Consider the following 20633-nt stretch of genomic DNA (forward strand, 5'->3'; position numbering starts at 1 on the left):
TCCGGCGATCCCTCCCCGGAGCCGTCCCGTCCCGAGCGGGACGGCCCGGGGAGGTTGCGCGTCCCGGCGCGGGCGGCGCGCGCGCTGGTCCTCGCCGCCGTGTTCGCGTGCGCGGCGTGCGGCCTGGTGTACGAGCTGGCCCTCGTCGCGCTCGGCAGCTACCTCGTCGGGAACTCCGTCACGCAGGCGTCGATCGTCCTGTCGGTGATGGTGTTCGCGATGGGCGTCGGCTCGCTGGCCGCCAAGCCGCTGCAGGGCCGCGCCGTGGTGGCGTTCGCCGTCGTGGAGGGCGTGCTCGCCCTGATCGGCGGCGTGTCCGTCCTCCTGCTGTACGCGGCGTTCGCGTGGCTCGACCTGTACGTCCCGGCGCTGGTCGTAGTGGCGTTCGCGGTCGGGGCGCTGATCGGCGCGGAGATCCCGCTGCTGATGACGCTGCTCCAGCGGATCCGCAGGCAGGACGCCGGGTCGGCGGTGGCCGACCTGTTCGCGGCCGACTATGTGGGCGCGCTGATCGGCGGGCTGGCGTTCCCGTTCCTGCTGCTGCCCACGTTCGGCCACATCAAGGGCGCGCTGCTCGTCGGCGTCGTGAACGCCGTCGCCGGGATGGCGGTCGTGATGTGGCTGTTCCGCCGCGAGGTCGGCCGCGTCGCCCGGATCGCGCTCGCCCTCGGCATGGTCTCCGTCCTCGCCGTCCTCGGCGTGACGTACACGCTCGCCGACGGGTTCGAGGTGTCGGCGCGCCAGGCGCTGTACGACGCCCCGATCGCGGTCTCGAAGCGCACGAGGTACCAGGAGATCGTCATCACGCGGCAGGCCGGGCTCGGCCCCTCGGACCTGCGGCTGTTCCTGAACGGCGACCTCCAGTTCTCCTCGGTGGACGAGTACCGGTACCACGAGTCGCTCGTCCACCCGCTGATGTCGGGCCCGCACGGGCGGGTGCTGATCCTCGGCGGCGGGGACGGCCTGGCGCTGCGCGAGGTGCTGCGCTACAAGGACGTCCAGAGCGCGACACTGGTCGAACTGGACCCCGAGATGATCCACCTGGCCCGGACGTACGAGCCGCTGGAGTCGCTCAACCGCCGCTCGTTCGAGGACCCGCGCGCCCAGATCGTCAACGCGGACGCGTTCTCCTGGCTGCGCGGCCTGGACCGGCAGTTCGACGCGGTCGTCGTCGACATGCCCGACCCCGACGATGTCTCCACCGCCAAGCTGTACTCGGTCGAGTTCTACGGGATGGTGAAGCGGGCCCTGGCGCCGGGCGGGCGGATGGTCGTGCAGTCAGGGTCGCCCTACTTCGCACCCAAGTCGTTCTGGAGCATCCAGAAGTCCGTCGCCGCCGCCGGTCTCGCGACCACCCCGTACCACGTGGACGTCCCGAGCTTCGGCGACTGGGGGTTCGTCCTGGCGTCCCCGGGAAAGCGGCCGCCCGCACTGGGACTGCCGCGCGACGTTCCGGACCTGCGCTTCCTCGACGGGGCGGTGCTCCAGGCGGCGGCGGTCTTCCCCAAGGACCGCCGGAGCCGCGACGTGGACGTCAACACCCTCGTCCACCCGCGCCTGGTCGAGTACGAGGGCCAGGAGTGGAAGAACTCCTGACCGGGGGCCGGGGACGCTAGTCGGGGACCGACCGGCGGAGCGCCTTGTCGACGGCCCGCTGGAACGAGGTGACCAGTGACTGGATCATCAGGGGCTTGAGCTTCCCGGCCATCTCCATGAGCCGCTCGCGCTCCTGCGGGGCGCGACCGCCCGCCCGGTACGGCCGGACGACGGTGTCCTGGAAGACCTGCTGGAGCTCGGCCGCCAGCGCGGTCGTGTGCCGGTCCACCGCCCGGTACGAGGCGATCAGCGTGTCCAGCGGCAGCGGGAGCGCCGCCAGTTCGGCGCTGACGCCGAGCAGCGCGGGGCTGAGGACCCGCACCTCGCCCGCCGGGCCGCCGGAGATCAGCTCGACGACCCCGAGGGCCTCCAGCCGCCTGATCGTCTCGTCGTCGAGGTGGCGCCCGGCCCGGCGGTCCAGCTCGTGCCGGTCGAGGTCCTCCGGACGTTCCGGCGCCCAGGGGGACAGCAGGGCGCGCTGGAGGGCGAGGTCCTCGGCCGGCGCGTCCAGCGGGATCCGCGCGAGGTGCTTCTCGATCGAGGCGAGCGTGAGCCCGAGCGACTGGAGCTCCCGGACGAGTTCGAGCCGTGCGAGGTGGTCGGCGCCGTAGAGGCCCGTCCGGCCGCGCAGCCTCGGCGGAGGCAGCAGTCCGCGCCCGGCGTAGAACCGCACGGTGCGGACGGTGACCCCGGCGCGCGAGGCCAGCTCGTCCACGGTCAGTTCCCTGCCGCCCTCCTGCACGCCGCCTTCTTCTGCGCCGTCTTCCTCCACGCCGCCTCCCTGTATGTGACAGCGCCAGTGTTACATTAATCGTGTATCAGCAGGCACTTACCTGCCGGCGCACGCTGGGTGCCGGCACGCACGACGTTGGGAGACCGGCCGATGGGACGCGACATCTACACCGAGGAGCACGAGGCCTTCCGCGACATGGTGCGCTCCTTCATCGCCAAGGAGGTCGCGCCCCACCACGAGCAGTGGGAGAAGGACGGGATCGTCTCGCGCGAGGTCTGGCTGGCGGCGGGGCGCGCGGGCCTGCTCGGCATCGACATGCCGGAGGAGTTCGGGGGCGGCGGCGACCCCGACTACCGCTACTACGTGATCCTCAACGAGGAGCTGGCGAAGGCCGGCGTGCACGGGCCCGGCTTCGCCGTCCACAACGACATCAACGGCGGCTACCTGCGGCAGCTGTGCGGCCCGGAGCAGCAGCGGCGCTGGTTCCCCGGCTACTGCTCCGGTGAGATCATCACCGCGATCGCGATGACCGAGCCCGCCGCCGGGTCCGACCTGCAGGGCATCAGGACGACGGCGGTGAAGGACGGCGAGCACTACGTCCTGAACGGGTCGAAGACGTTCATCTCCAACGGCATCCTCGCCGACCTGGTCATCGTCGTCGCCAAGACCGACCCGTCCGCCGGGGCCAAGGGCGTCAGCCTCCTCGCCGTCGAGCGCGGCATGGAGGGCTTCGAGCGCGGCCGCAACCTCGACAAGGTCGGCATGCACGCCCAGGACACCGCCGAACTGTTCTTCGACAACGTCCGCGTCCCGAAGGAGAACCTCCTCGGCGAGGAGGGCATGGGCTTCATCTACCTCATGCAGAACCTCGCCCGCGAGCGGCTGTCCATCGGCGCCACCGCGCAGGCCGCCGCCGAGAGCGCCTTCGAGCAGACCCTGGAGTACTGCAAGACCCGCGAGGCGTTCGGCCGTCCCATCGGCAAGTTCCAGCACAACCGGTTCACGCTCGCCGAGATGAAGACCGAGCTGACCGTCACGCGGTCCTTCACCGACGAGTGCATCGTCAAGGAGAGCAGGGGGGAGCTGACCCCCGACGAGGCCGCGATGCTCAAGTGGTGGAGCACCGAGCTGCTCAAGCGGGTCGTGGACCGCTGCGTCCAGCTCTACGGCGGCTACGGCTACATGACCGAGTACCCGATCGCCAAGGCCTACCAGGACGTCCGCATCCAGACGATCTTCGGCGGCACCACCGAGATCATGAAGGAGATCATCGGCCGCGGCCTCGGAGTCTGACGCGCCCGCGCTCACCGTGCCGAAACCTCCCGGCTGCCACGTTGGGGGCCGTGAACACACGCGAGGAAACGGTCGTACGGCTTGAAGCCGTGCGCAAGGCATTCGGCGACGTCGCCGCGCTGGACGGGGTGAGCCTCGGGATCCGGCGCGGCGAGTCCGTCGCGGTGATGGGGCCGTCCGGCAGCGGGAAGTCGACGCTGCTCAACATGGTCGCGGGCCTGGACCGCCCCACGTCCGGCTCCGTGGCGGTGGGCGGCGACGACCTCACCGGGATGGGCGAGGCGGCCCTGGCCCGCTTCCGGCGCCGCCGGGTCGGGATGATCTTCCAGTTCTTCAACCTGCTGGACGACCTGCCCGTACTGGAGAACGTGGCGCTGGCCGCCCGGCTGGCGGGCGTCCCGGCGCGCAGGGCGCGGGCCCGGGCGCTGGAGCTGCTGGACGAGCTCGGCATCGCCGACCGCCGCGGCGCCTACCCGGCGGTGCTGAGCGGCGGCGAGCGCCAGCGCGTCGGGGTGGCGCGGGCGCTGGTCAACGGTCCTGCGCTGCTGCTGGCGGACGAGCCGACCGGCGCGCTCGACAGCGCGACCGGCGAGCAGGTCAGCGGCCTGCTGCTCGACCTCAACCGCAAGGGCCAGACGCTGCTGCTGGTCACCCACGACCAGGTCCTGGCCGACCGGTGCGCGTCCCGCCTGGTCGAGTTCAGGGACGGCCGGATCGTCCGGGAGTCCGCGCGGGAGAGGGACGAGTCGTGGGCCGCCCGGTGAGCGCGGTCTGGGCGGCGTCGCGGGCCGGGGTGCGGCGGCGCCGGGTGCAGTCGGTCAGCATCGCCGTGGTCGTGGCGCTGGCCACGGCGACGCTCGTGTTCGGGCTCGGCCTGCTGGCCGCGTCCGGATCCCTCTTCGACGACGCCTTCGCGCGGGCGCGCGGCGCGCACGCGACGGTCTCCTTCGACGCCGCGCGGGTGAGCGCCGAACGGCTCGCCGCCACCGCCCACGCGTCCGGCGTCACCGCCGCCGCGGGCCCGTTCCGGACGGCGGTGCTGCCGCGAGGACCGGGCCCGGCGGGGCCTGGCGGCGACGGACTCCTGGTGGCGGGACGGGCCGACCCCGGCGGTCCCGTCGACAGGCTCACCCTCACGCAGGGCCGGTGGGTGCGCGGCCCCGGTGAGATCGTGCTCCGCTTCCGGCCCGGCGGACCCTTCCGCCTGGGCGGCAGGCTGACGCCTCCCGGCCTGCCCGAACTCACCATCGTCGGCTTCGCCAACTCCGCGACGGACGGTCTCATGGGCTGGGTGACGCCCGCCCAGGTCGCCGCGCTGCGGCCGGACGGCCTGCAGATGCTCTACCGGTTCGACCGCGCGGACGGCGTGTCCGAGGTCCGGCAGAGCGTGGCGGCCGCGACCGCGGGGGTGCCGGCGCGCGGCTACGAGTCCCACGTCGCCGCCCGGCGGTCGTTCGAGGAGAAGTTCGACCAGCTGATCCCGTTCGTCACCGTCTTCGGGGCGCTCGCCATGGCGGTGGCGGTGTTCATCATCGCCAACGTGGTCAGCGGCGCGGTGGTCTCCGGGTTCCGGCACATCGGCGTGATGAAGGCGCTCGGTTTCACCCCGGCGCAGGTCACCGCCGTGTACGTCGTGATGGTCACCGTCCCGGCGCTGCTCGGCTGCGCGGTCGGCCTGGTGGCGGGCCACCTGCTCGCCGGGCGGACGGCGGCGGGCGTGGCGGAGGGCTTCGACCTGCCGTCGGCCGGGGGAGGGGCGCCCATGCTCGACCTGGCCGGGGGCGCCGGGATCCTCGCCCTCGTGGGGCTGGCCGCGGTCCTCCCGGCGCTGCGGGCCGGACGTCTCCCGGCGGTGCAGGCGATCAGCGCCGGGACCGTGTCGCGCCGCGGCCGCGGGCGCCGCCTCCAGCGGTGGCTGCTGCGCACCCGGCTGCCCGTCCCGGCCGGGCTGGGCCTCGGGCTGCCCGCCGCCCGTCCCGCCAGGACGGCGCTCACCCTCGCGGGGCTGTGCCTCGGTGTGACCGCGGTGACCATGGGCCTCGGCATGCAGCAGACGGTCATGAAGATCCTGACGGCGGACACCGAAGGGCACACCTCCGTCACCGTGGGGCTCGACCCGAGGGCCTCCGGCGGCATGACCGAGGATCGGCTGGCCGCGCTTCTGCGGGCCCAGCCGGGCACCGCCCACGTGATGTCGTCCTCCCCGGCGACCGTGCGGATCCCCGGGCTCACGTCCGGCCTCACGGCCGAGACCTACAGCGGCGACTACCGCCCGTTCCTCGGTGACAGCCTCGTCCGCGGGCGCTGGTTCTCGGGGCCGGGCGAGGCGGTGCCGACCGAGGCCTTCCTGCGGCTCCACGACCTGGACGTGGGCGACACCCTGGCCCTCCAGACATCCGGGGCGCGGGTCACGGTCCGGATCGTGGGCGCGTTCGCGCACCCCGACAGCGACCGGCTGATGCTCGACACCGCGAGCCTGCCTCCCTCGGCCTCGGTCTCGGAGGCGAAGGAGCCCCATCCCTTCTCGGTGATCCTCACCCCGGGGACCGACCCGGCCGACTACGCCCGCTGTGTCCTGGCCGCGGCGCCGTCCTCCGGGCTGATCGCCGAGCCGGTCGAGCCCGACCTCGGCAACGGCGCCGTCTTCGACGGGCTGTTCCTGCTGTTCTCACTGATCATCTGCGGGGCGGCGGCGCTCGGCGTCCTCAACAGCGTGCTGCTGAGCGCGCGGGAGCGCAGCCGGGACCTCGGCGTGCTCAAGGCCGTCGGGACGACCCCGCGGCAGGTCGTCGCGATGATGGTGATCTCGATGGCCGCGCTCGGCATCGTCGGCGGCGCGCTCGGGGCGCCGCTCGGGGTGCTCGCCCACCACGGCGTGGTGGTGCTCACCGGCGAGATGCTCGGCAGCGGGATGGCGACCTCCTGGATTCACGTCTACACGTGGACGCTGCTGCTGCCCCCGGCGTGCGCGGGGCTGGTCGTCGCCGTCCTCGGCGCCTGGCCGCCCGCCGTCCGGGCCGCCGCCATCCGCACCGCCGCAGTGCTGCGCAGCGAGTGACGGATCACGTGAGGGCCACGGTGACCGACAGCCCGCCGTCCGGGTTCGCCGTGGCCCTCACGTGGCCGCCGTGGGCGCGCGCGATCGCGGCCACGATGGACAGGCCGAGCCCCGCCCCCTGCGACGACCCGGTCCGGTCGGCGTGCAGCCTGCGGAACGGCTCGAACAGCTCGTCCACCTTCTCGGCCGGGACGCGCGGCCCGGTGTTGCGGACGACCAGCGCCTCCTCCGACAGCCCCACGCTGACGTCCCCGCCCGGACGGTTGTGCCGGATCGCGTTCTGCACCAGGTTGGCGACCATCCGGGTGAGCAGCACCTCGTCCCCGGCGACGGTGACCGGCCGCGTGTCGGCGGCGACGCTGATCCGGCCGCGCCCGGCGTCCGCGGCGTTGTCCTCGACGACCTGGCCGACCACCGCTTCGAGGTCCACCGGAGCGCGGGCGTCGAGCCCGCGCTCCCCCTGCGCGAGGACGAGCAGCCCCTCGATCAGCCGCTCGGACCGCCGGGTGTTGCGCAGCATCTCCTCCCGCACCTCGGCGAGCCGCTCCGGCGAGGGGTCCGCGAGGCCGACCTCGACGGCGGTGCGCTGGATGGCCAGGGGCGTGCGCAGCTCGTGGGACGCGTTGGCGACGAAGCGGCGCTGGCTGTCCACCGCCTTCTCCAGCCGGTCGATCATGGCGTCGAAGGTGTCGGCCAGCTCCCGGAGCTCGTCCTGCGGGCCGTCCAGCGCGATGCGCTCGTCCAGGGTGGACAGCGACAGCCGGCGCGCGGTCGCCGTGATGCGGTGCAGCGGCCGCAGCAGCCGCCCGGTCAGCCACCAGCACACGGCGAAGGCCAGCACCACGATCACCACGATCGCGACCAGCATGACGAGCCGCTGCGACCCGACCAGGCTCTCCTGGAACTGCTCCCGGCCGACGCCCTCCTTGGGCCCTTCGCGGAGCCCGGGATCCGCGAACTCGATCGGGCGCTGCGGCGGGCACGGCACGCCGTGACCCTGACCGCACGGAACCACGTCGAACCGGGACTTCATCGGAACGTCCTGCACGCGGTCGTTGACGATCCTCCTCTGGATCCACAGGACGGCGCCGAGCACGCCCAGCGTGATCACGGCGAACAGGCCCCCGTACAGCAGCGTCATCCGGGCCCGCACCGTCATCGGCCTCACAGCCGGTACCCGCTTCCCGGGACGGTGACGATGACGGGCGGCTCGCCGAGCTTGGCCCGCAGCTTGCTCACGGTCACCTTGACGACGGTGGTGAACGGGTCGGTGTTCTCGTCCCACGCCCGCTCCAGCAGCTCCTCGGCGCTCACCACGCCGCCCCGCGCCTGCATCAGCACCTCCAGCACGGCGTACTCCTTGGGGGACAGGGCCAGCAGGCGTCCGTCCCGGGACGCCTCCCGCCGCGCCGTGTCCAGCGTGACGCCGCGGCGCCCCAGCACCGGCGGCAGCGGCGGCGCGTTCCGCCGCGCGAGCGCGCGGATCCGCGCCACCAGCTCGTCGAACGCGAACGGCTTGGCCAGGTAGTCGTCGGCCCCGAGGTTCAGCCCGTCCACCCGCTCGTGCACCGCGCCCGACGCGGTCAGCATCAGGATGCGCACCGCCTCCTCGCGCTGCGCCAGCTCCCGGCAGATCTCGTCGCCGTGCACCAGGGGAAGGTCCCGGTCCAGGACGAGGACGTCGTACTCGTTGACCGCGAGCCGTTCCAGCGCGCCCGCCCCGTCGTAGGCGACGTCCACCGCCATCGTCCGCTTCCGCAGCCCCTCCGCCACCAGATCGGCCAGAAACCGCTCGTCCTCGGCCACGAGTATCCGCATCCTGCCATTCCCGCAGAACCGCGATAAGGCGATGGTTAACGCCGCGCCTAGCGTGCGGGGACGAGGCACAGGGTGGTCGTGCCCTTCTCCTTGCGCGCGGGCAGCACAAGGATCTTGTTGCTGCTGGCGCAGGCCGTCTCCCACCCGTAGCGGTAGGTGACGAGGTAGCCCTTCGCTCCCGGCGGCGGTACGGAGCAGGGATGCGTTCGCCACCCGCCGAGCCCGTCGAGGTCCAGACCGTCCGGGTGGACGCACTCGTCGGCCTTGGCGTCGTACGCGGTGCCGCCGTAGGCCCCGATGTAGCCGATCCCCAGAAGCAGCGGGATCGCGAGCACCGAGGCGGCGGTCAGGGCCAGGCCCCGGCGGCCCACGACGAAGTGGAGCCACCGCCGTTTCCCGGGCTCGTCACGGTCCAGCCGCCGGGTCGCCGCGGCCTCCCCCCGGGGAGCCGGCGCCGGGCCGATCAGCTGCAGGGCCTCGGCGGCGGTGGGACGCGTCCCGGGGTCCTTGTCGAGCAGCCGGACGATCAGCCGCGCGAGCGCCCCGGCGTGCCTCGGCGGCGGCGGGTCGTCCCGCAGCAGCGCCGTGACCGTCTCGGCCGGGGTGTCGCGGCGGAACGGCGACACGCCCTCCACGCACCGGTAGAGGGTCACGCCGAGGGAGAACAGGTCACCGGCCGTGCCGTTGTTCCGGCCGCGCAGCCGCTCGGGCGCGAGGTAGGCCATAGAGCCGATGAGCGCGCCGGACGCCGTCATCGCCGTGTCCGCATGGTGCACCGCGATTCCGAAGTCGGTGAGCAGGACCTCCCCGCCCCGGGTCAGCATCACGTTCGCCGGCTTGATGTCGCGGTGCACGACCCCGGCCCTGTGCGCCGCGTCCAGGGCTCTCAGCAGCGCCGCCGCGATCCCGGCGGCCTCGCCGGCGGGGACGCGCCCGTCCTTGTCGAGCCGGTCCTGGAGGGACTGCCCGTCGACGAGGCGCATGACGATCCACGGCACGCCGTCCTCGATCACCACGTCGTGCACGGGGACGATGCCGGGATGGTCCCGCAGCCGGGCGGCGTTGCGCGCCTCCCGCTTCGCCCGGGTCAGGAACTCCGCGCGCTCCTCCTCGGACGCGGTCGGCTGCAGCCGCACCTCCTTGACGGCGACGTCCACGCCGAGCGTCTCGTCATGGGCCCGCCACACCCGTCCGAACCCGCCCGACCCCAGTACCTCGACGAGCCGGTAACGACCGCCGATCCGCTCCCGGTGCGCCTCCTGGGCCACGCGCCCTCCGCTGTTCGACACCGTCCCGAAGGAGCAGATTATCCCTGACGAGATCGCCCGGCGGCGTCCGGAGGTTCGGGTGCGGCGACCCCCAGCGCGGCCGCCAGTTCCAGGACGCGGCCCGGGGTCGTGCACCGCTTCTCCAGGACGCCCGGCCCGAGCCGTCCGCCATGGGCCTGGAACAGCACGGACGCGGCCGGGTGCCGTCGCATCTCGTCCGCGGTCAGCACCCCCGCGGCCCGGCACGCCGCGTCGACCAGAGCGGGAATCAGTGCCCGCACCCCCGCAGCCCACTCCTCAACCGCCCGGAGCCATTCCCGCGAAACCGCGTCGGACGTGCCGGAGAACCGAGCGATCTTCTCGCTCAGCTCCTCCCAAGCGAAGTCACCCCAAGGCTTGGTCTTCAGTACCGGCAACTGCCATCGGCGCTTGGCCACCGACCAGTGGTCGGCGTGCGCCTCCACCGAGTGGACCGTGAAGCCCGGAACGCACAGCGCGGTCAGGTTCCAGCCGTGGCAGGCGCCGGTGTCGAGCCCGAAGACCCTGCCGTCCCGGATCAGCGGCTCCCGCCCGGCGACGTGGTGACCGAACACGACCGGCTTGCCGTCGGTGTAGCGGTCGTGCCAGTGACCGTCCGGGAAAAGTGTGGCGAGCCGCCGTTCGCCGCTGGTCGCCCCGCAGAGGATCTCCTCCCGCTGGCCGGCGAGCGGGACGCCGGGAACCAGCGCGGCGTGGACGACCCGCACATGCTCGTCCTCGAAGAAGTACGGAAGCGTCCGCATCCAAGCGACCGCCTCCGCGTAGGCGTCCCCCATCTGCAATCGCGTGATCTCCTGCGCATAGGAGAAGATCCCCCGCACGTGCTTGCGCTCGTGGTTTCCCATGACCACGACCGAGTTCGGACGCTCGCGGAAGAAGCCGACGACCTCTCCGGGCGCCGGCCCCCGGTCGACCAGATCGCCCACGCTGACCAGAAGGTCGTCCGGCCGAAGCCCGACCTTCTCCAGCAGCTCGATCAGCTCGTCGAAGCAGCCGTGAACGTCGCCCACGATGACAGTGCGTCCCACCCGCGGGAGCCTAGGCAGGCGCGCATTTCACCCGCAAAGCAATATCTGGCCCGGCCAAGGGCCGCGGGGGGTGCGCAGCACCTCGCCCCATCGCCGCTTCGAGGCCACCCGCGCGCGTGTTCGGCGCGTCAGATGCCGGCCGCCGAGATCACCGGGTCTTGAGATCGAGGTTGCCGTGAGCCTCGGCCGACAGCTCCTGTCCGTCGTCCCAGACCTTGAGCCGGTCGGCGTAGGCCTGCTGGATCATCGGGTAGAAGCCCTGGCCGAACAGGACCCGCAGGGGCGGGGCGTCGGAGTCGACGATCTTGAGGAGGGTCTGGGCGGCGGCGGCCGGGTCGCCGGTCGGCTGTTTCCCGGCGACCTCGGCGAGGCGTCGGCGGAGGGCGCCGTAAGCCGGATCGGGGTCGGCCATGTGGCCGTTGTCGAGGGGGTCGGGGTTCTTGCCGGCCCGGGTGGCGAACCCGCCGGGCTCGATCACGGTCACCTTGATTCCGAAGCCGGCGACCTCCTGGGCGAGGGCTTCGTTCAGGCCCTCCAGCGCCCACTTGGAGGCGTGGTAGGCGCCGCCGAGCGGCATCGCGATGAGACCGGCGGCCGACGACAGCTGGACGATGTGCCCGAACCCCTGCTCTCGCAGGTAGGGCAGCGCGGCCTGCACGACCCACACCGCGCCGAACAGGTTGGTCTCCATCTGGTCGCGCAGCTCCCGCTCGGTCAGCTCCTCGATGGCACCGACCTGGGCGTAACCGGCGTTGTTCACGATGACGTCGAGACGGCCGAAGTGCTCGGCGGCCCGCCGCACGCCCTCGAAGGCGGCACCCCTGTCCGTCACGTCCAACGCGAGCGGGAGCACCGCCTCGCCGTAGGCGGCGACCAGCTCATCCAGGCTTGCGGTGTTCCGAGCGGTCGCGGCCACCCTGTCGCCGCGCGACAGAGCGGCCTCGACGAAACTGCGGCCCAGACCACGCGACGAACCGGTGATGAACCAGACCTTGCTCATGATGTCGTTCCCATCCTTCGATGTCGGGCTGTCACACACCAGACACCGACGATCCGACCCCCGTGACAGGCGGTCCTATGCCCTGCGTCACAGGGGTCGGCGCGGGATGGGCGATGCTCAGCCCTGCGCCACGAGCTGCTGGACGCTCCAGCCGTTCCCGTCCGGGTCCTGGAAGTAGACGAACCGGCCCCAGGGGAACTCCTGCACCTCGCTGACCTCGACACCCCGTCCGGCGAGCTCCGCCCGGGCGGCATCGGCGTCCGAGACGACCAGTTGCAGCCCCTGCGCGGACCCGGGCGCCGTGTCGACGAGCCCCTTGCCGATGGCGATCGAGCACGCCGATCCGGGCGGCGTCAGCTGCACGAACCGGATCTCCTCGCTCACCCGGTGGTCATGGTCCAGATCGAATCCGGCCTTCTCGGTATAGAACGCTTTGGCACGGTCCACGTCCGAGACGGGCACCGCGACCAGCTCAAGCTTGAAGTCCATGCCGCCGTTATATCGTGCCCGCGCCCCATCAGCCGGTATAGAGCTGGCGCGTGCAGGCGCCTTCTTCGACGGTCTCGATGCTCCGGACGTTCACGGAGTCGAAGCGCAGCTCCCATCGCTTCGTCCCCTCCAGGATGACCGTGTCCGGACCGACGAACCGGGCGGACTCCACCGACGCACCGGATTCGGAGTTGAAGCAGCCGAGATAAGCACGGCGGCTGAACGGTCCGTTCGTCGTCTGCACGTACGCCCCCTGCACCGGGTCGATGATGTTGCTGGTGTCGTGCACGACCACCTCGAACCGCCCGTCGGGGGACGTGGCCACGACCCGCTGGTCACCGTCCCGGAAGGCGAGGACCAGCAGGCCGCCCCCGGCGGCGACCAGCGCCGCCAGGCACAGGCCGACCGCCGCCAGTGCCGACGTCAGGCGCGCCAGACCGCGTCCCGCGACCGCGAGCCGCACGCACGTCGCGCACAGCGTGCCGAGCCCGGCGGCCCCGACGAACGTCCAGAGCCATGTTCGGTCCCCGAGCCCGGTCCAGCGGAACGGATTCGCCACCGCCAGCCCGGCCACGGCGACCAGAAGTCCGCCTGCGACGCCCAGCCACGCCGTTCGCTTCCTCCACACCAGTGCACCACCAGGAATCGTCCATCGCAGGGCCGACAAGACCTGATTCGACGCTCCCGGGCCGAAGGCGGTTTCCCGCCGCCGTTCACACCCGACGGCGCATCAGGGGACGAGCGGGCCCGGTGGTTCTTCGCGACCGACCGTTCTGACGGTGCGCGAGTCAAGGCTCACGGCGCCGCGCTCACCGGCCACGCGCTGTGACCGCCAATGGACAGGTCGGAGTGCAGGAGGTGGCGTCTAAGGGGTCCAGACCATCGTCTGCTGGTGCATCCGCCGGCCGCCGTATCTGAAGCCGGGGACGAGAGGAGTCGGGCCGTGCTCGACGAAACCCATGCGCTGGAAGAACCGCACGGCACGGGTGTTCTCGACCAGGGTCTGCAGGAAGCATCCGGGCGAGCCGGTCTCCTTGAGCCGGTCGAACCAACGGTTCATCAGCGCGTCGGCGGCACCCGTCCCCCGGGCCTCCGGCGTCAGGTTGATGTGCAGGTGCGCCGGCCGCCGGGCGTCGTGGAACTCCCGCGCGGTGGGTTCCCGCCGGAGCGCCACCGACGCCGCGTCAAGTGCCGCGCGCGCGAAGAAGGGGGCGGTCCTGGGCCGGAAGGCCAGTCGGTACTTCCGGATGGCCCGGCCGACGCGTTCGCTCTCACTGGGGAACTTCGCACTGTCGAGGCACCCCGTCAGGTAACCGACCAGGGCTCCGTCGAGCACGGCGACGAAGAGCGAGTCCGGAGCCAAATCCATGTACGGGTTCAGGTAGATGGCCGCTTCGGAGTCCTCGTGACCCCACTGGGCGGCGCTCGGGGACGCTTCGCCCGCGCGCCGGAACAGCCCGCGCAGCTCCGCGCGGTCGGTCTCGGCAAAGGAGCGCACCTTGATCATGCTCACCCCATTCCGGCATCTACCGGTCATACGTGCACCATCTCGTACTAACACGACTTTAGGGGCGAGCCGCCGCGTCGGCGACAGCACCGGTTGCTTCGGGCTCCGCTGGACGGTTCACGCGTCGGCGCAGGCGAAGCAGATGCGGGTGGCCGGCCGCGCGGCCAGGCGCTCCGCCCCGACCGGGCCGCCGCAGCGTTCGCAGACGCCGTAGGTGCCGTCGCGGAGCCGGCCCAGTGCGTCATCGATGTCGGCCAGATGCGCGCGGGACCGGCTCAGGGACGCCTCGATCCGGGCGCGCTCGAAGGCGATGGTGGCGCCCTCCGGATCGTGCTCGTCGTCCACCCCCGTCTGCGCCGACGCCTCGACGACACCCTCCCAGTCGCCGGTCAGCGACGCCATGAGCTTCAACGTGCCGGCACGATCCGCCATCAGCCGTTCCTCAGCGGTGGTCATCACTGCTTCAACGCCCCCCGCGCCACACTCCATTCCGGTGCGTTGACAGACCTACCTGGTCGCGAGCGCCGGGCGTGGCGGAGCGCGTGCGGGCGGCCTGCAAGATCAACCAAAGTCGTGTGGAACGTTCGGCGCTCCAGGCGCCTCCCCTATCTATGACAGACGGATTTCTCAGGGGAGGCGTACATGGGATCACCTCGGCGGATGCCTCGGGTGGACGGCGTCGAGCACCGGTTCGTGGAGGCGCGAGGGATGCGCTTCCACGTCGCCGAAGCGGGGGAGGGGCCACCGTTGCTTCTGGTGCACGGCTTCCCGCAGCACTGGTACGCGTGGCGGCATCTGGTCCCCCTGCTCGCCGACCGGTACCGCCTGGTGATGCCCGACATGCGCGGGGCGGGCTGGTCGGACGCGCCCTACCGGGGGTACGGCACCCGGGCCCGGGCCGCCGACCTGCTCGCTCTCATGGACGCCCTCGCGCTCGACCGGGCGGGCCTGGTCGGGCATGAGTGGGGCGCCTGGGCCGGTTTCCGGGCCTGTCTGGACGCGCCCGACCGGTTCACCCGGCTCCTCGCCCTCAACATCGTCCACCCCTGGCCCGACCAGGGCGCCACCCGCCGTAACGCCTGGCGCATGTGGCACACCGCGCTATGGGAGTATCCCCTGCTCGGCGGCGCGATCCTCCGGCACTGGCCGGGGTTCACGCGGTTCCACCTGCGCCGGGGCGTCGCCGATCCCTCCTGCTGGCGCGCGGGGGAGATGGAGGAGTTCGTGGAATCGGTGCGCTCGCGGGCTCGCGCCCATGCGGGGCGCGCCCTGCACTGGCAGTACGTGCTGCGTGACATCCCCGCCCTCGCCACCGGCCGGTTCCGCCGCGAGCGCCTCGCCGTGCCCGCGACGGTCCTGCTCGGCGCCGATGACTTCGCGTTCGTGCCGGAGATGCTGGCGGGCGGGGCCCACCATGCCGACGAGCTCGACTCCCGAATCGTCCCCGGCGGGCACTACCTTGCTGACGAACGACCCGAACTGGTCGCCGCGACCATCCGGGAGCTCTTCCCCACCCCAGGGGCCACCGCTCAGCACAGGCCGCTTCCACAGAGCCGGCCCGACCGCGCGCCGGCCCCGGCGCAGACGCGCATATGACGAGGCGGGAGCACGCTGGGTGACGGCCGATCCCGAGCACATCGCCACGCTGGTCCGGGGCGCCCAGCGCGGCGACAGCATGGCCATGCAGGAACTGCTCGACCTGCTGGCCCCCTACGTCGGCAGGCTCTGCGGGCCCATCGCCCTGCAGGACGGCCCGGACGCCGCGCAGGAGACGCTGATCGCCGTGTTCCGCGGGATCTCCCGCCTGCGCGAGCCCGCCGCCCTGTTCGGCTGGGTCCGCGCCATCGCGATCCGCGAAGCCGTCCGGACCGCGCGACGGGCCGGGGCGCCCGCAGAGCCGCTGGATCTCGAATCCGTCCCCCGGCCGGATGATCCGCACCTGGCCGCCGAGGTCGGCGATCTCCTCGACCGGCTCTCACCCGAGCACCGCGCCGTCCTGGTCCTGCGCGACGTGGAGCGCCTGGACGAGCGAACCGTGAGCGAACTGCTCCACATCTCCACGGGCACGGTGAAGTCGCGTCTCCACCGAGCACGCAAGAGCTTCCGGAAGGGATGGCAAGGATGAACGAGCCCCGTTGGCCCGCGGCCGATCTCGACCCGGTCAGGCGCCTGCGCATCATGGCCGGCTCCATCCCCGGTGCCGCCTACGCCGAGGAGGTGTTCGCCCATTCCGTGGACGAGGTGTGGGCGGTCGCGGGTGACCTGGAGACCGAGTTGCCCATGCTGCTCGCCGACGTCCGGACGATGCGCATCGCTCATGCCGAGGGCGAGCACCTGGAGGCGATCGCCGTCGGCCGCCTGGGACAACGCGCCAGGTTCGATATCGTCCTCCGCCCGGGATGGTGCTGGATGCAGAGCAGATTCCTCCATGGGGGCATGGCCGCCGCGCCCGAGGACGAGGGCACCCGCGTCGCCTTCGTCGGAGCCCTCCGCATCCCCGGCATGCGCCTGGTCGACCCCCTGCTCCGCAAGCTGCCCTTGGGCAACGGTGTCCTCCGCCGCCTCGAAACCCGCCTCCAAGCCCGCGCCCCCGGCTAAAACCGCCGCCGCCTCGAACCCGACCTGCGAGTCCGTGGTCCGACGGGGACGATCTGGATGCTCGTGGGAGTGGCGGGGGTGTCCGCGAACCGTGACCCCGCGCCGACGATCACCCGGCCCCACGCACTTCCATCGGCCATCTGAGCGACGCGTACCTGGACACTCGATCCCGCCGGCCGGTCGGCCGCGGGGTGGTGCGGCCGGTCGGCCGCACCACCCCAGCAAGATCTTCATCGGCCTTCGGGGCGTTCGATGTCGAGGCGCGGCCAGTCGGCGAGGTCTCTCAGGAGTTGCCGGTCGTGGGTGGCGACGACGATGGCGGCGCTGGTGGCGCGGATCGCGTCGGTCAGCTCGTCGACCAGCGCCGACGACAGGTGGTTGGTCGGTTCGTCGAGCAGGATCAGGCCGGGTCGCTCGGCCAGCGCGAGGGCCAGGTCGAGGCGCCGCTGCTGGCCCTGCGACAGCCGCGCGGTCGGCGTGCGCATCGCAGCGGAGTCCAGGAGCCCGAGCGCCCCGAGCGGGACGATGTCGGCGTCGCGCAGCGCGGCGCGGGCCACCAGCCGCCCCACATGGTGGGCGTACACCTCGCGGGCGGTGAGTTCAGGGTCGTGCTCGGTGGTCTCCTGCGAGATCAGGGCGACTCGGGTGTCGTTCGCTCTCCAGAGGCGTCCGTGCGTGGGTTGGAGGGAACCGGCCAGCACCGCGAGCAGCGTGGATTTCCCGGCACCGTTGGGCCCGGTGACGAGCAGCCGGTCGCCGCCGTCGAGGGTGACGTCGATCGGCGCGGCCAGTCGCCCCTCGACGGTGACGTCATGGGCCCGCAGTTGTGGTGTTCGCGCTCGGATGCCGAGGTCAGGCCATCGCAAGGTCGGCGGCGGCTCCGGCACGTCGATGCGGTGCGCCTCAAGGGCGTCCTGCCGCCGGTTCAGGGCCTGAACGACGCCCGGGGCGCGGGACTGGCGCTGGTGCTTGCCGGTGCCCTTGTCCGGCCGCCAGCCGGTGGACAACCGGTCGCGGGCCCTGGACACCGCGTCGTGCAGCCGTTGGTGCTCGGCCTGCTGCTGCTCGAAGTCCTGTTCCCAGCGCTCACGCTCGCTGCGCCGTGCGTCCTGCCAGGCGTCATAGCCGCCGGCGTACAGCCGTGGCGTGCCGTCCCGGCTGGGGTCGAGGTCGAGGAACCGGTCGGCGACGTCGCGGAGCAGCGCCCGGTCGTGGCTGACGACGGCGAGGCCGCCGTCGTGCTCACGGAGCCGGCGGGTCAGGAAGTCCAGCCCCCCGGCGTCGAGGTGGTTGGTCGGCTCGTCGAGCAACAGCACGTCGTGCCGAGCGGCGAGCAGGCAGGCCAGCCGCACCCGGTAGCGCTGCCCGACCGACAGCGTGGTCAACCGGCGGTCGCGGTCCGTGCATGCGCCGAGGGCGTCGAGGGCGACGTCGACGCGGCGTTCGGCGTCCCAGGCGTCGAGCCGGGTGGCGGCCTCCAGCGCCGCGGCGTAGCGGTCGTCGGCGGTCGGATCACCGGCGGTCACGGCCGCGGTCGCCTCGTCCAGCGCGGCGAGGGCCGCGAGCGGCGCGGCCAGCGCGGCGGACGTCAGGGTGCCGACGGTCTCGCCGCCGTGCGCCGCCAGCTCCTGGCGGGCCAGGCCGATCGTGCCGGCGCGGTGCACGGTGCCCTCATCGGGCTGGATCAGGCCGGCGAGGACGTGCAGCAGCGTCGTCTTGCCGCGGCCGTTCTCGCCGACGATGGCGATCCGGGACCGGGCCGAGACGGTGACCGACACGTCGTGCAGCACACGCCGCGACCCGCGGGTGACCGCGACGTCCTGGGCGCGGATGTGCGCGCTGTCGCCCGCCGGGACGGGCAGGGGCATGCTCTCGGGAATCGGGGTGAGGCTCAACAGGTGCTCCGCAGCTCGCAGTGGAGCCGGGCAGCGGCGAACGGCCGCCCGGCGGGAACCGGGACGGCGAGCGCGGATTCAGAAAGGGAGAAGGCGCCGCCGTCAGCGGGCGCTGCGGACCTTCTGCGACCAGATGCCTCGTGCCATGCCGCTCACGCTACCTGGCCCGACCCTGGGCCTTCCAGCGAATAAGCACGGGGGCAGATGGACGCGTTCGTCAGAGCCACAGCGTTCCGGGCGGTGAGAAATCGGTCGCCAGGCGCGGGTGCCGCCTATAGCGTCGCTTGGTCATGGAGAGTTTTGGGCGGTTTCTCAATGTCGTCGATGTGGAGGCGACCTGCTGGGACGGGCGGCCGCCGCCTGGTCAGGTCAGCGAGATCATCGAGATCGGGCTGTGCGTCGTGGACGTGGAGTCGCGGCGGCGGGTGGCCAAGCACCGCATCCTGGTCCGTCCCGTCCGGTCTGCGGTCAGCGCCTTCTGCACTGAGCTGACCGGGTTGACCCAGGCGGAAGTCGAGGGCGGTGTCGAATTCCGGGAGGCGTGCGCCCTCCTGGAACGGGAACATCGGTCGAGGTCACGCGCTTGGGCGAGTTGGGGTGACTACGACCGCAAGCAGTTCGAGCGTCAGTGTTCGGGCGGGCGGGTCTCCTACCCGTTCGGCTCGCGGCACACCAACGCCAAACAAGCCTTCACCGACTACTTCGGCCTCAACCGGAAGCTGGGCATGAGCGCGGCGCTGGACCACGCCGGCCTTCCCCTGGAGGGCCGTCACCACAGCGGAGTCGACGACGCCTGGAACATCGCCGCACTGATCCTCAGAGTCACTTCCGGCGAGGGCCGGCCCGGCTCGGACGAGGACGCGCCCCAGCCCAACGGCGGGCTGTGATCGCGACCGGGTGGCGGGGCGCTTGCCGATGTCGCGCAGGCTCATCTCCTGGTTGCGCAGGTGAAGGGCCGGGGACAGCATGTTGTCGGTGCCGCCGGCGTCGCTGAACAAGCACCAACAGGCCAACGGCACTGCTTCCGTCCATCAGTGAGGAAACACGCTATGACCGCCCCGCACGACTTCCCCTTGGAGCCCACGCCGATCCATGTGGCCGATGAGGTCCTTGATGATCTGCGCGCCCGCCTCGCGTTGACCCGTCCGCCGCTGGACGAGGGGAATGCGGACTGGTCCTACGGCGTCCCGGACGGCTATCTCCGTGGGCTGGTCTCCTACTGGCGGGACGGCTACGACTGGCGCAAGGCCGAGGCCGCCATCAACGCCTACGAGCACTTCCAGGTGGACGTCGCCGGTGTACCGGTGCACTTCATGCGCAAGCCCGGCCGCGGGACTCGCCCGATCCCGCTGATCCTCACCCACGGCTGGCCGTGGACGTTCTGGCACTGGTCGAAGGTGATCGACCCGCTCGCCGACCCGGCCGCGTTCGGCGGTGACCCCGCCGACGCGTTCGACGTCATCGTGCCGTCCCTGCCCGGCTTCGGTTTCCCCGGCCCGCTCACGGGCTTTCCGGACGTCAACTTCTGGAAGGTCTCCGACCTCTGGCACACCCTGATGACCGAGACCCTGGGATACGAGAAGTACGCCGCCGGGGGCTGCGACATCGGCGGGATCGTCACCAGCCAGCTCGGCCACAAGTACGCCGACGAGCTGTACGGCATCCACATCGGCTCCGGGCTGCCGCTCGACTTCTTCACCGGGCCCCGCGCCTGGGACTTCGCCCGGAACCGTCCCCTCACCGACGACCAGCCCGCCGAAGTCCGCGCCCGCATCATCGAGATGGACCACCGCTCGGCGTCCCACCTGACCGTGCACATGCTCGACGGCGCCACCCTGGCCCACGGACTGAGCGACTCACCCGCCGGACTGCTCGCCTGGCTGCTGGAGCGCTGGAACGCCTGGAGCGACAACGGCGGCGACGTCGAGTCCGTCTTCACCAAGGACGACCTGCTCACCCACGCCACGATCTACTGGGTGAACAACTCCATCGCCACGTCCATGCGTTACTACGCCAACGCCAACCGCTACCCCTGGGCCCCCGCCCACGACCGCACCCCGGTCGTGCAGGCCCCGGTCGGCCTCACCTTCGTCACCTACGAGAACCCGCCCGGCGTCCACACCGCCGACGAGCGCGTCCGGGCGTTCAAGAACGGCCCGCAGGCCGACTGGTTCAACCACGTCAACGTCAACGCCCACGACCACGGCGGCCACTTCATCCCCTGGGAGAACCCCGACGCCTGGGTGAGCGACCTGCGCCGCACCTTCCACGGCCGCAGGCCCTGAACGACCCCGCCTTCGTGAAGGCGAGG

At 72.1% G+C, this 20633-nt stretch carries 20 protein-coding genes; 9 read left to right on the forward strand and 11 right to left on the reverse strand.

Annotated elements, in window-relative coordinates:
- Window positions 1-54: 54 nt before the first annotated feature.
- Window positions 55-1596, forward strand: a complete 1542-nt coding sequence (locus tag AB0H37_RS13305; protein ID WP_360612646.1) for a polyamine aminopropyltransferase — start codon at window positions 55-57, stop codon at window positions 1594-1596.
- Window positions 1597-1612: 16 nt separating this feature from the next.
- Here AB0H37_RS13305 and AB0H37_RS13310 read toward each other — a convergent pair whose 3' ends face one another.
- On the reverse strand, window positions 1613-2368 hold the full coding sequence (locus tag AB0H37_RS13310; RefSeq protein ID WP_329094572.1) for a MerR family transcriptional regulator: 756 nt from the start codon (window positions 2366-2368) through the stop codon (window positions 1613-1615).
- Between the two features lie 111 nt (window positions 2369-2479).
- On the opposite strand from AB0H37_RS13310, the gene AB0H37_RS13315 reads away from it, so the two are divergent.
- The 3 genes from AB0H37_RS13315 to AB0H37_RS13325 are packed head-to-tail and all read left to right on the forward strand — an operon-like array spanning window position 2480 to window position 6680.
- A complete protein-coding gene (locus AB0H37_RS13315; RefSeq protein ID WP_179832915.1) occupies window positions 2480-3622 on the forward strand; it encodes an acyl-CoA dehydrogenase family protein in 1143 nt (380 codons plus the stop codon).
- Window positions 3623-3672: 50 nt separating this feature from the next.
- Window positions 3673-4386, forward strand: coding sequence for an ABC transporter ATP-binding protein (locus AB0H37_RS13320; RefSeq protein ID WP_329094571.1), 714 nt, complete (start codon window positions 3673-3675; stop codon window positions 4384-4386).
- Window positions 4371-6680 carry an FtsX-like permease family protein gene (locus tag AB0H37_RS13325; protein ID WP_360612648.1) on the forward strand — a complete coding sequence of 770 codons (2310 nt, stop codon included), beginning with the start codon at window positions 4371-4373 and terminating at the stop codon, window positions 6678-6680. Before AB0H37_RS13320 ends, AB0H37_RS13325 begins: the two co-directional genes overlap by 16 nt.
- A gap of 4 nt (window positions 6681-6684) precedes the next feature.
- Here the strand turns inward: AB0H37_RS13325 and AB0H37_RS13330 are convergent, their stop codons facing one another.
- The 9 genes from AB0H37_RS13330 to AB0H37_RS13370 all read right to left on the reverse strand — a co-directional run bounded on the left by AB0H37_RS13330 (window position 6685) and on the right by AB0H37_RS13370 (window position 14261).
- Window positions 6685-7839 (reverse strand): HAMP domain-containing sensor histidine kinase, encoded by a 1155-nt coding sequence (locus AB0H37_RS13330; RefSeq protein ID WP_329098375.1) that lies wholly within the window; start codon window positions 7837-7839, stop codon window positions 6685-6687.
- 5 nt (window positions 7840-7844) lie between these two features.
- Window positions 7845-8498, reverse strand: coding sequence for a response regulator transcription factor (locus AB0H37_RS13335; protein WP_179832919.1), 654 nt, complete (start codon window positions 8496-8498; stop codon window positions 7845-7847).
- A gap of 47 nt (window positions 8499-8545) precedes the next feature.
- Entirely contained in the window at window positions 8546-9766 is a 1221-nt protein-coding gene (locus tag AB0H37_RS13340; protein WP_360612651.1) for a serine/threonine-protein kinase, read from the reverse strand.
- 38 nt (window positions 9767-9804) lie between these two features.
- Window positions 9805-10833 (reverse strand): metallophosphoesterase family protein, encoded by a 1029-nt coding sequence (locus AB0H37_RS13345; RefSeq protein ID WP_360612653.1) that lies wholly within the window; start codon window positions 10831-10833, stop codon window positions 9805-9807.
- Window positions 10834-10981: 148 nt separating this feature from the next.
- Window positions 10982-11833 carry an SDR family NAD(P)-dependent oxidoreductase gene (locus tag AB0H37_RS13350; protein WP_360612655.1) on the reverse strand — a complete coding sequence of 284 codons (852 nt, stop codon included), beginning with the start codon at window positions 11831-11833 and terminating at the stop codon, window positions 10982-10984.
- 117 nt (window positions 11834-11950) lie between these two features.
- Window positions 11951-12322 carry a glyoxalase superfamily protein gene (locus AB0H37_RS13355; protein ID WP_179832923.1) on the reverse strand — a complete coding sequence of 124 codons (372 nt, stop codon included), beginning with the start codon at window positions 12320-12322 and terminating at the stop codon, window positions 11951-11953.
- Between the two features lie 28 nt (window positions 12323-12350).
- Complete coding sequence (locus AB0H37_RS13360) at window positions 12351-12950, reverse strand: hypothetical protein (RefSeq protein WP_360612657.1); 600 nt, start codon at window positions 12948-12950, stop codon at window positions 12351-12353.
- 237 nt (window positions 12951-13187) lie between these two features.
- Entirely contained in the window at window positions 13188-13829 is a 642-nt protein-coding gene (locus AB0H37_RS13365; RefSeq protein ID WP_360612659.1) for a GNAT family N-acetyltransferase, read from the reverse strand.
- Between the two features lie 117 nt (window positions 13830-13946).
- Window positions 13947-14261 (reverse strand): TraR/DksA C4-type zinc finger protein, encoded by a 315-nt coding sequence (locus AB0H37_RS13370; protein WP_329094563.1) that lies wholly within the window; start codon window positions 14259-14261, stop codon window positions 13947-13949.
- A gap of 210 nt (window positions 14262-14471) precedes the next feature.
- On the opposite strand from AB0H37_RS13370, the gene AB0H37_RS13375 reads away from it, so the two are divergent.
- Genes AB0H37_RS13375 through AB0H37_RS13385 form a run of 3 tightly spaced genes read left to right on the forward strand, consistent with a single transcriptional unit; the run spans window position 14472 to window position 16427 of the window.
- Complete coding sequence (locus tag AB0H37_RS13375) at window positions 14472-15425, forward strand: alpha/beta fold hydrolase (RefSeq protein ID WP_360612661.1); 954 nt, start codon at window positions 14472-14474, stop codon at window positions 15423-15425.
- A gap of 19 nt (window positions 15426-15444) precedes the next feature.
- Window positions 15445-15954 (forward strand): sigma-70 family RNA polymerase sigma factor, encoded by a 510-nt coding sequence (locus AB0H37_RS13380; RefSeq protein WP_360612663.1) that lies wholly within the window; start codon window positions 15445-15447, stop codon window positions 15952-15954.
- Entirely contained in the window at window positions 15951-16427 is a 477-nt protein-coding gene (locus AB0H37_RS13385) for a hypothetical protein (RefSeq protein WP_360612665.1), read from the forward strand. Before AB0H37_RS13380 ends, AB0H37_RS13385 begins: the two co-directional genes overlap by 4 nt.
- Before the next feature lie 230 nt (window positions 16428-16657).
- Here AB0H37_RS13385 and AB0H37_RS13390 read toward each other — a convergent pair whose 3' ends face one another.
- Entirely contained in the window at window positions 16658-18295 is a 1638-nt protein-coding gene (locus AB0H37_RS13390; protein WP_360612715.1) for an ABC-F family ATP-binding cassette domain-containing protein, read from the reverse strand.
- 317 nt (window positions 18296-18612) lie between these two features.
- On the opposite strand from AB0H37_RS13390, the gene AB0H37_RS13395 reads away from it, so the two are divergent.
- On the forward strand, window positions 18613-19209 hold the full coding sequence (locus tag AB0H37_RS13395; protein ID WP_360612667.1) for a 3'-5' exonuclease: 597 nt from the start codon (window positions 18613-18615) through the stop codon (window positions 19207-19209).
- 162 nt (window positions 19210-19371) lie between these two features.
- On the forward strand, window positions 19372-20607 hold the full coding sequence (locus AB0H37_RS13400; protein ID WP_329094557.1) for an epoxide hydrolase: 1236 nt from the start codon (window positions 19372-19374) through the stop codon (window positions 20605-20607).
- Window positions 20608-20633: the final 26 nt, after the last annotated feature.

The organism is Actinomadura sp. NPDC023710 (assembly GCF_040639875.1).
Classification (GTDB): domain Bacteria; phylum Actinomycetota; class Actinomycetes; order Streptosporangiales; family Streptosporangiaceae; genus Spirillospora; species Spirillospora citrea.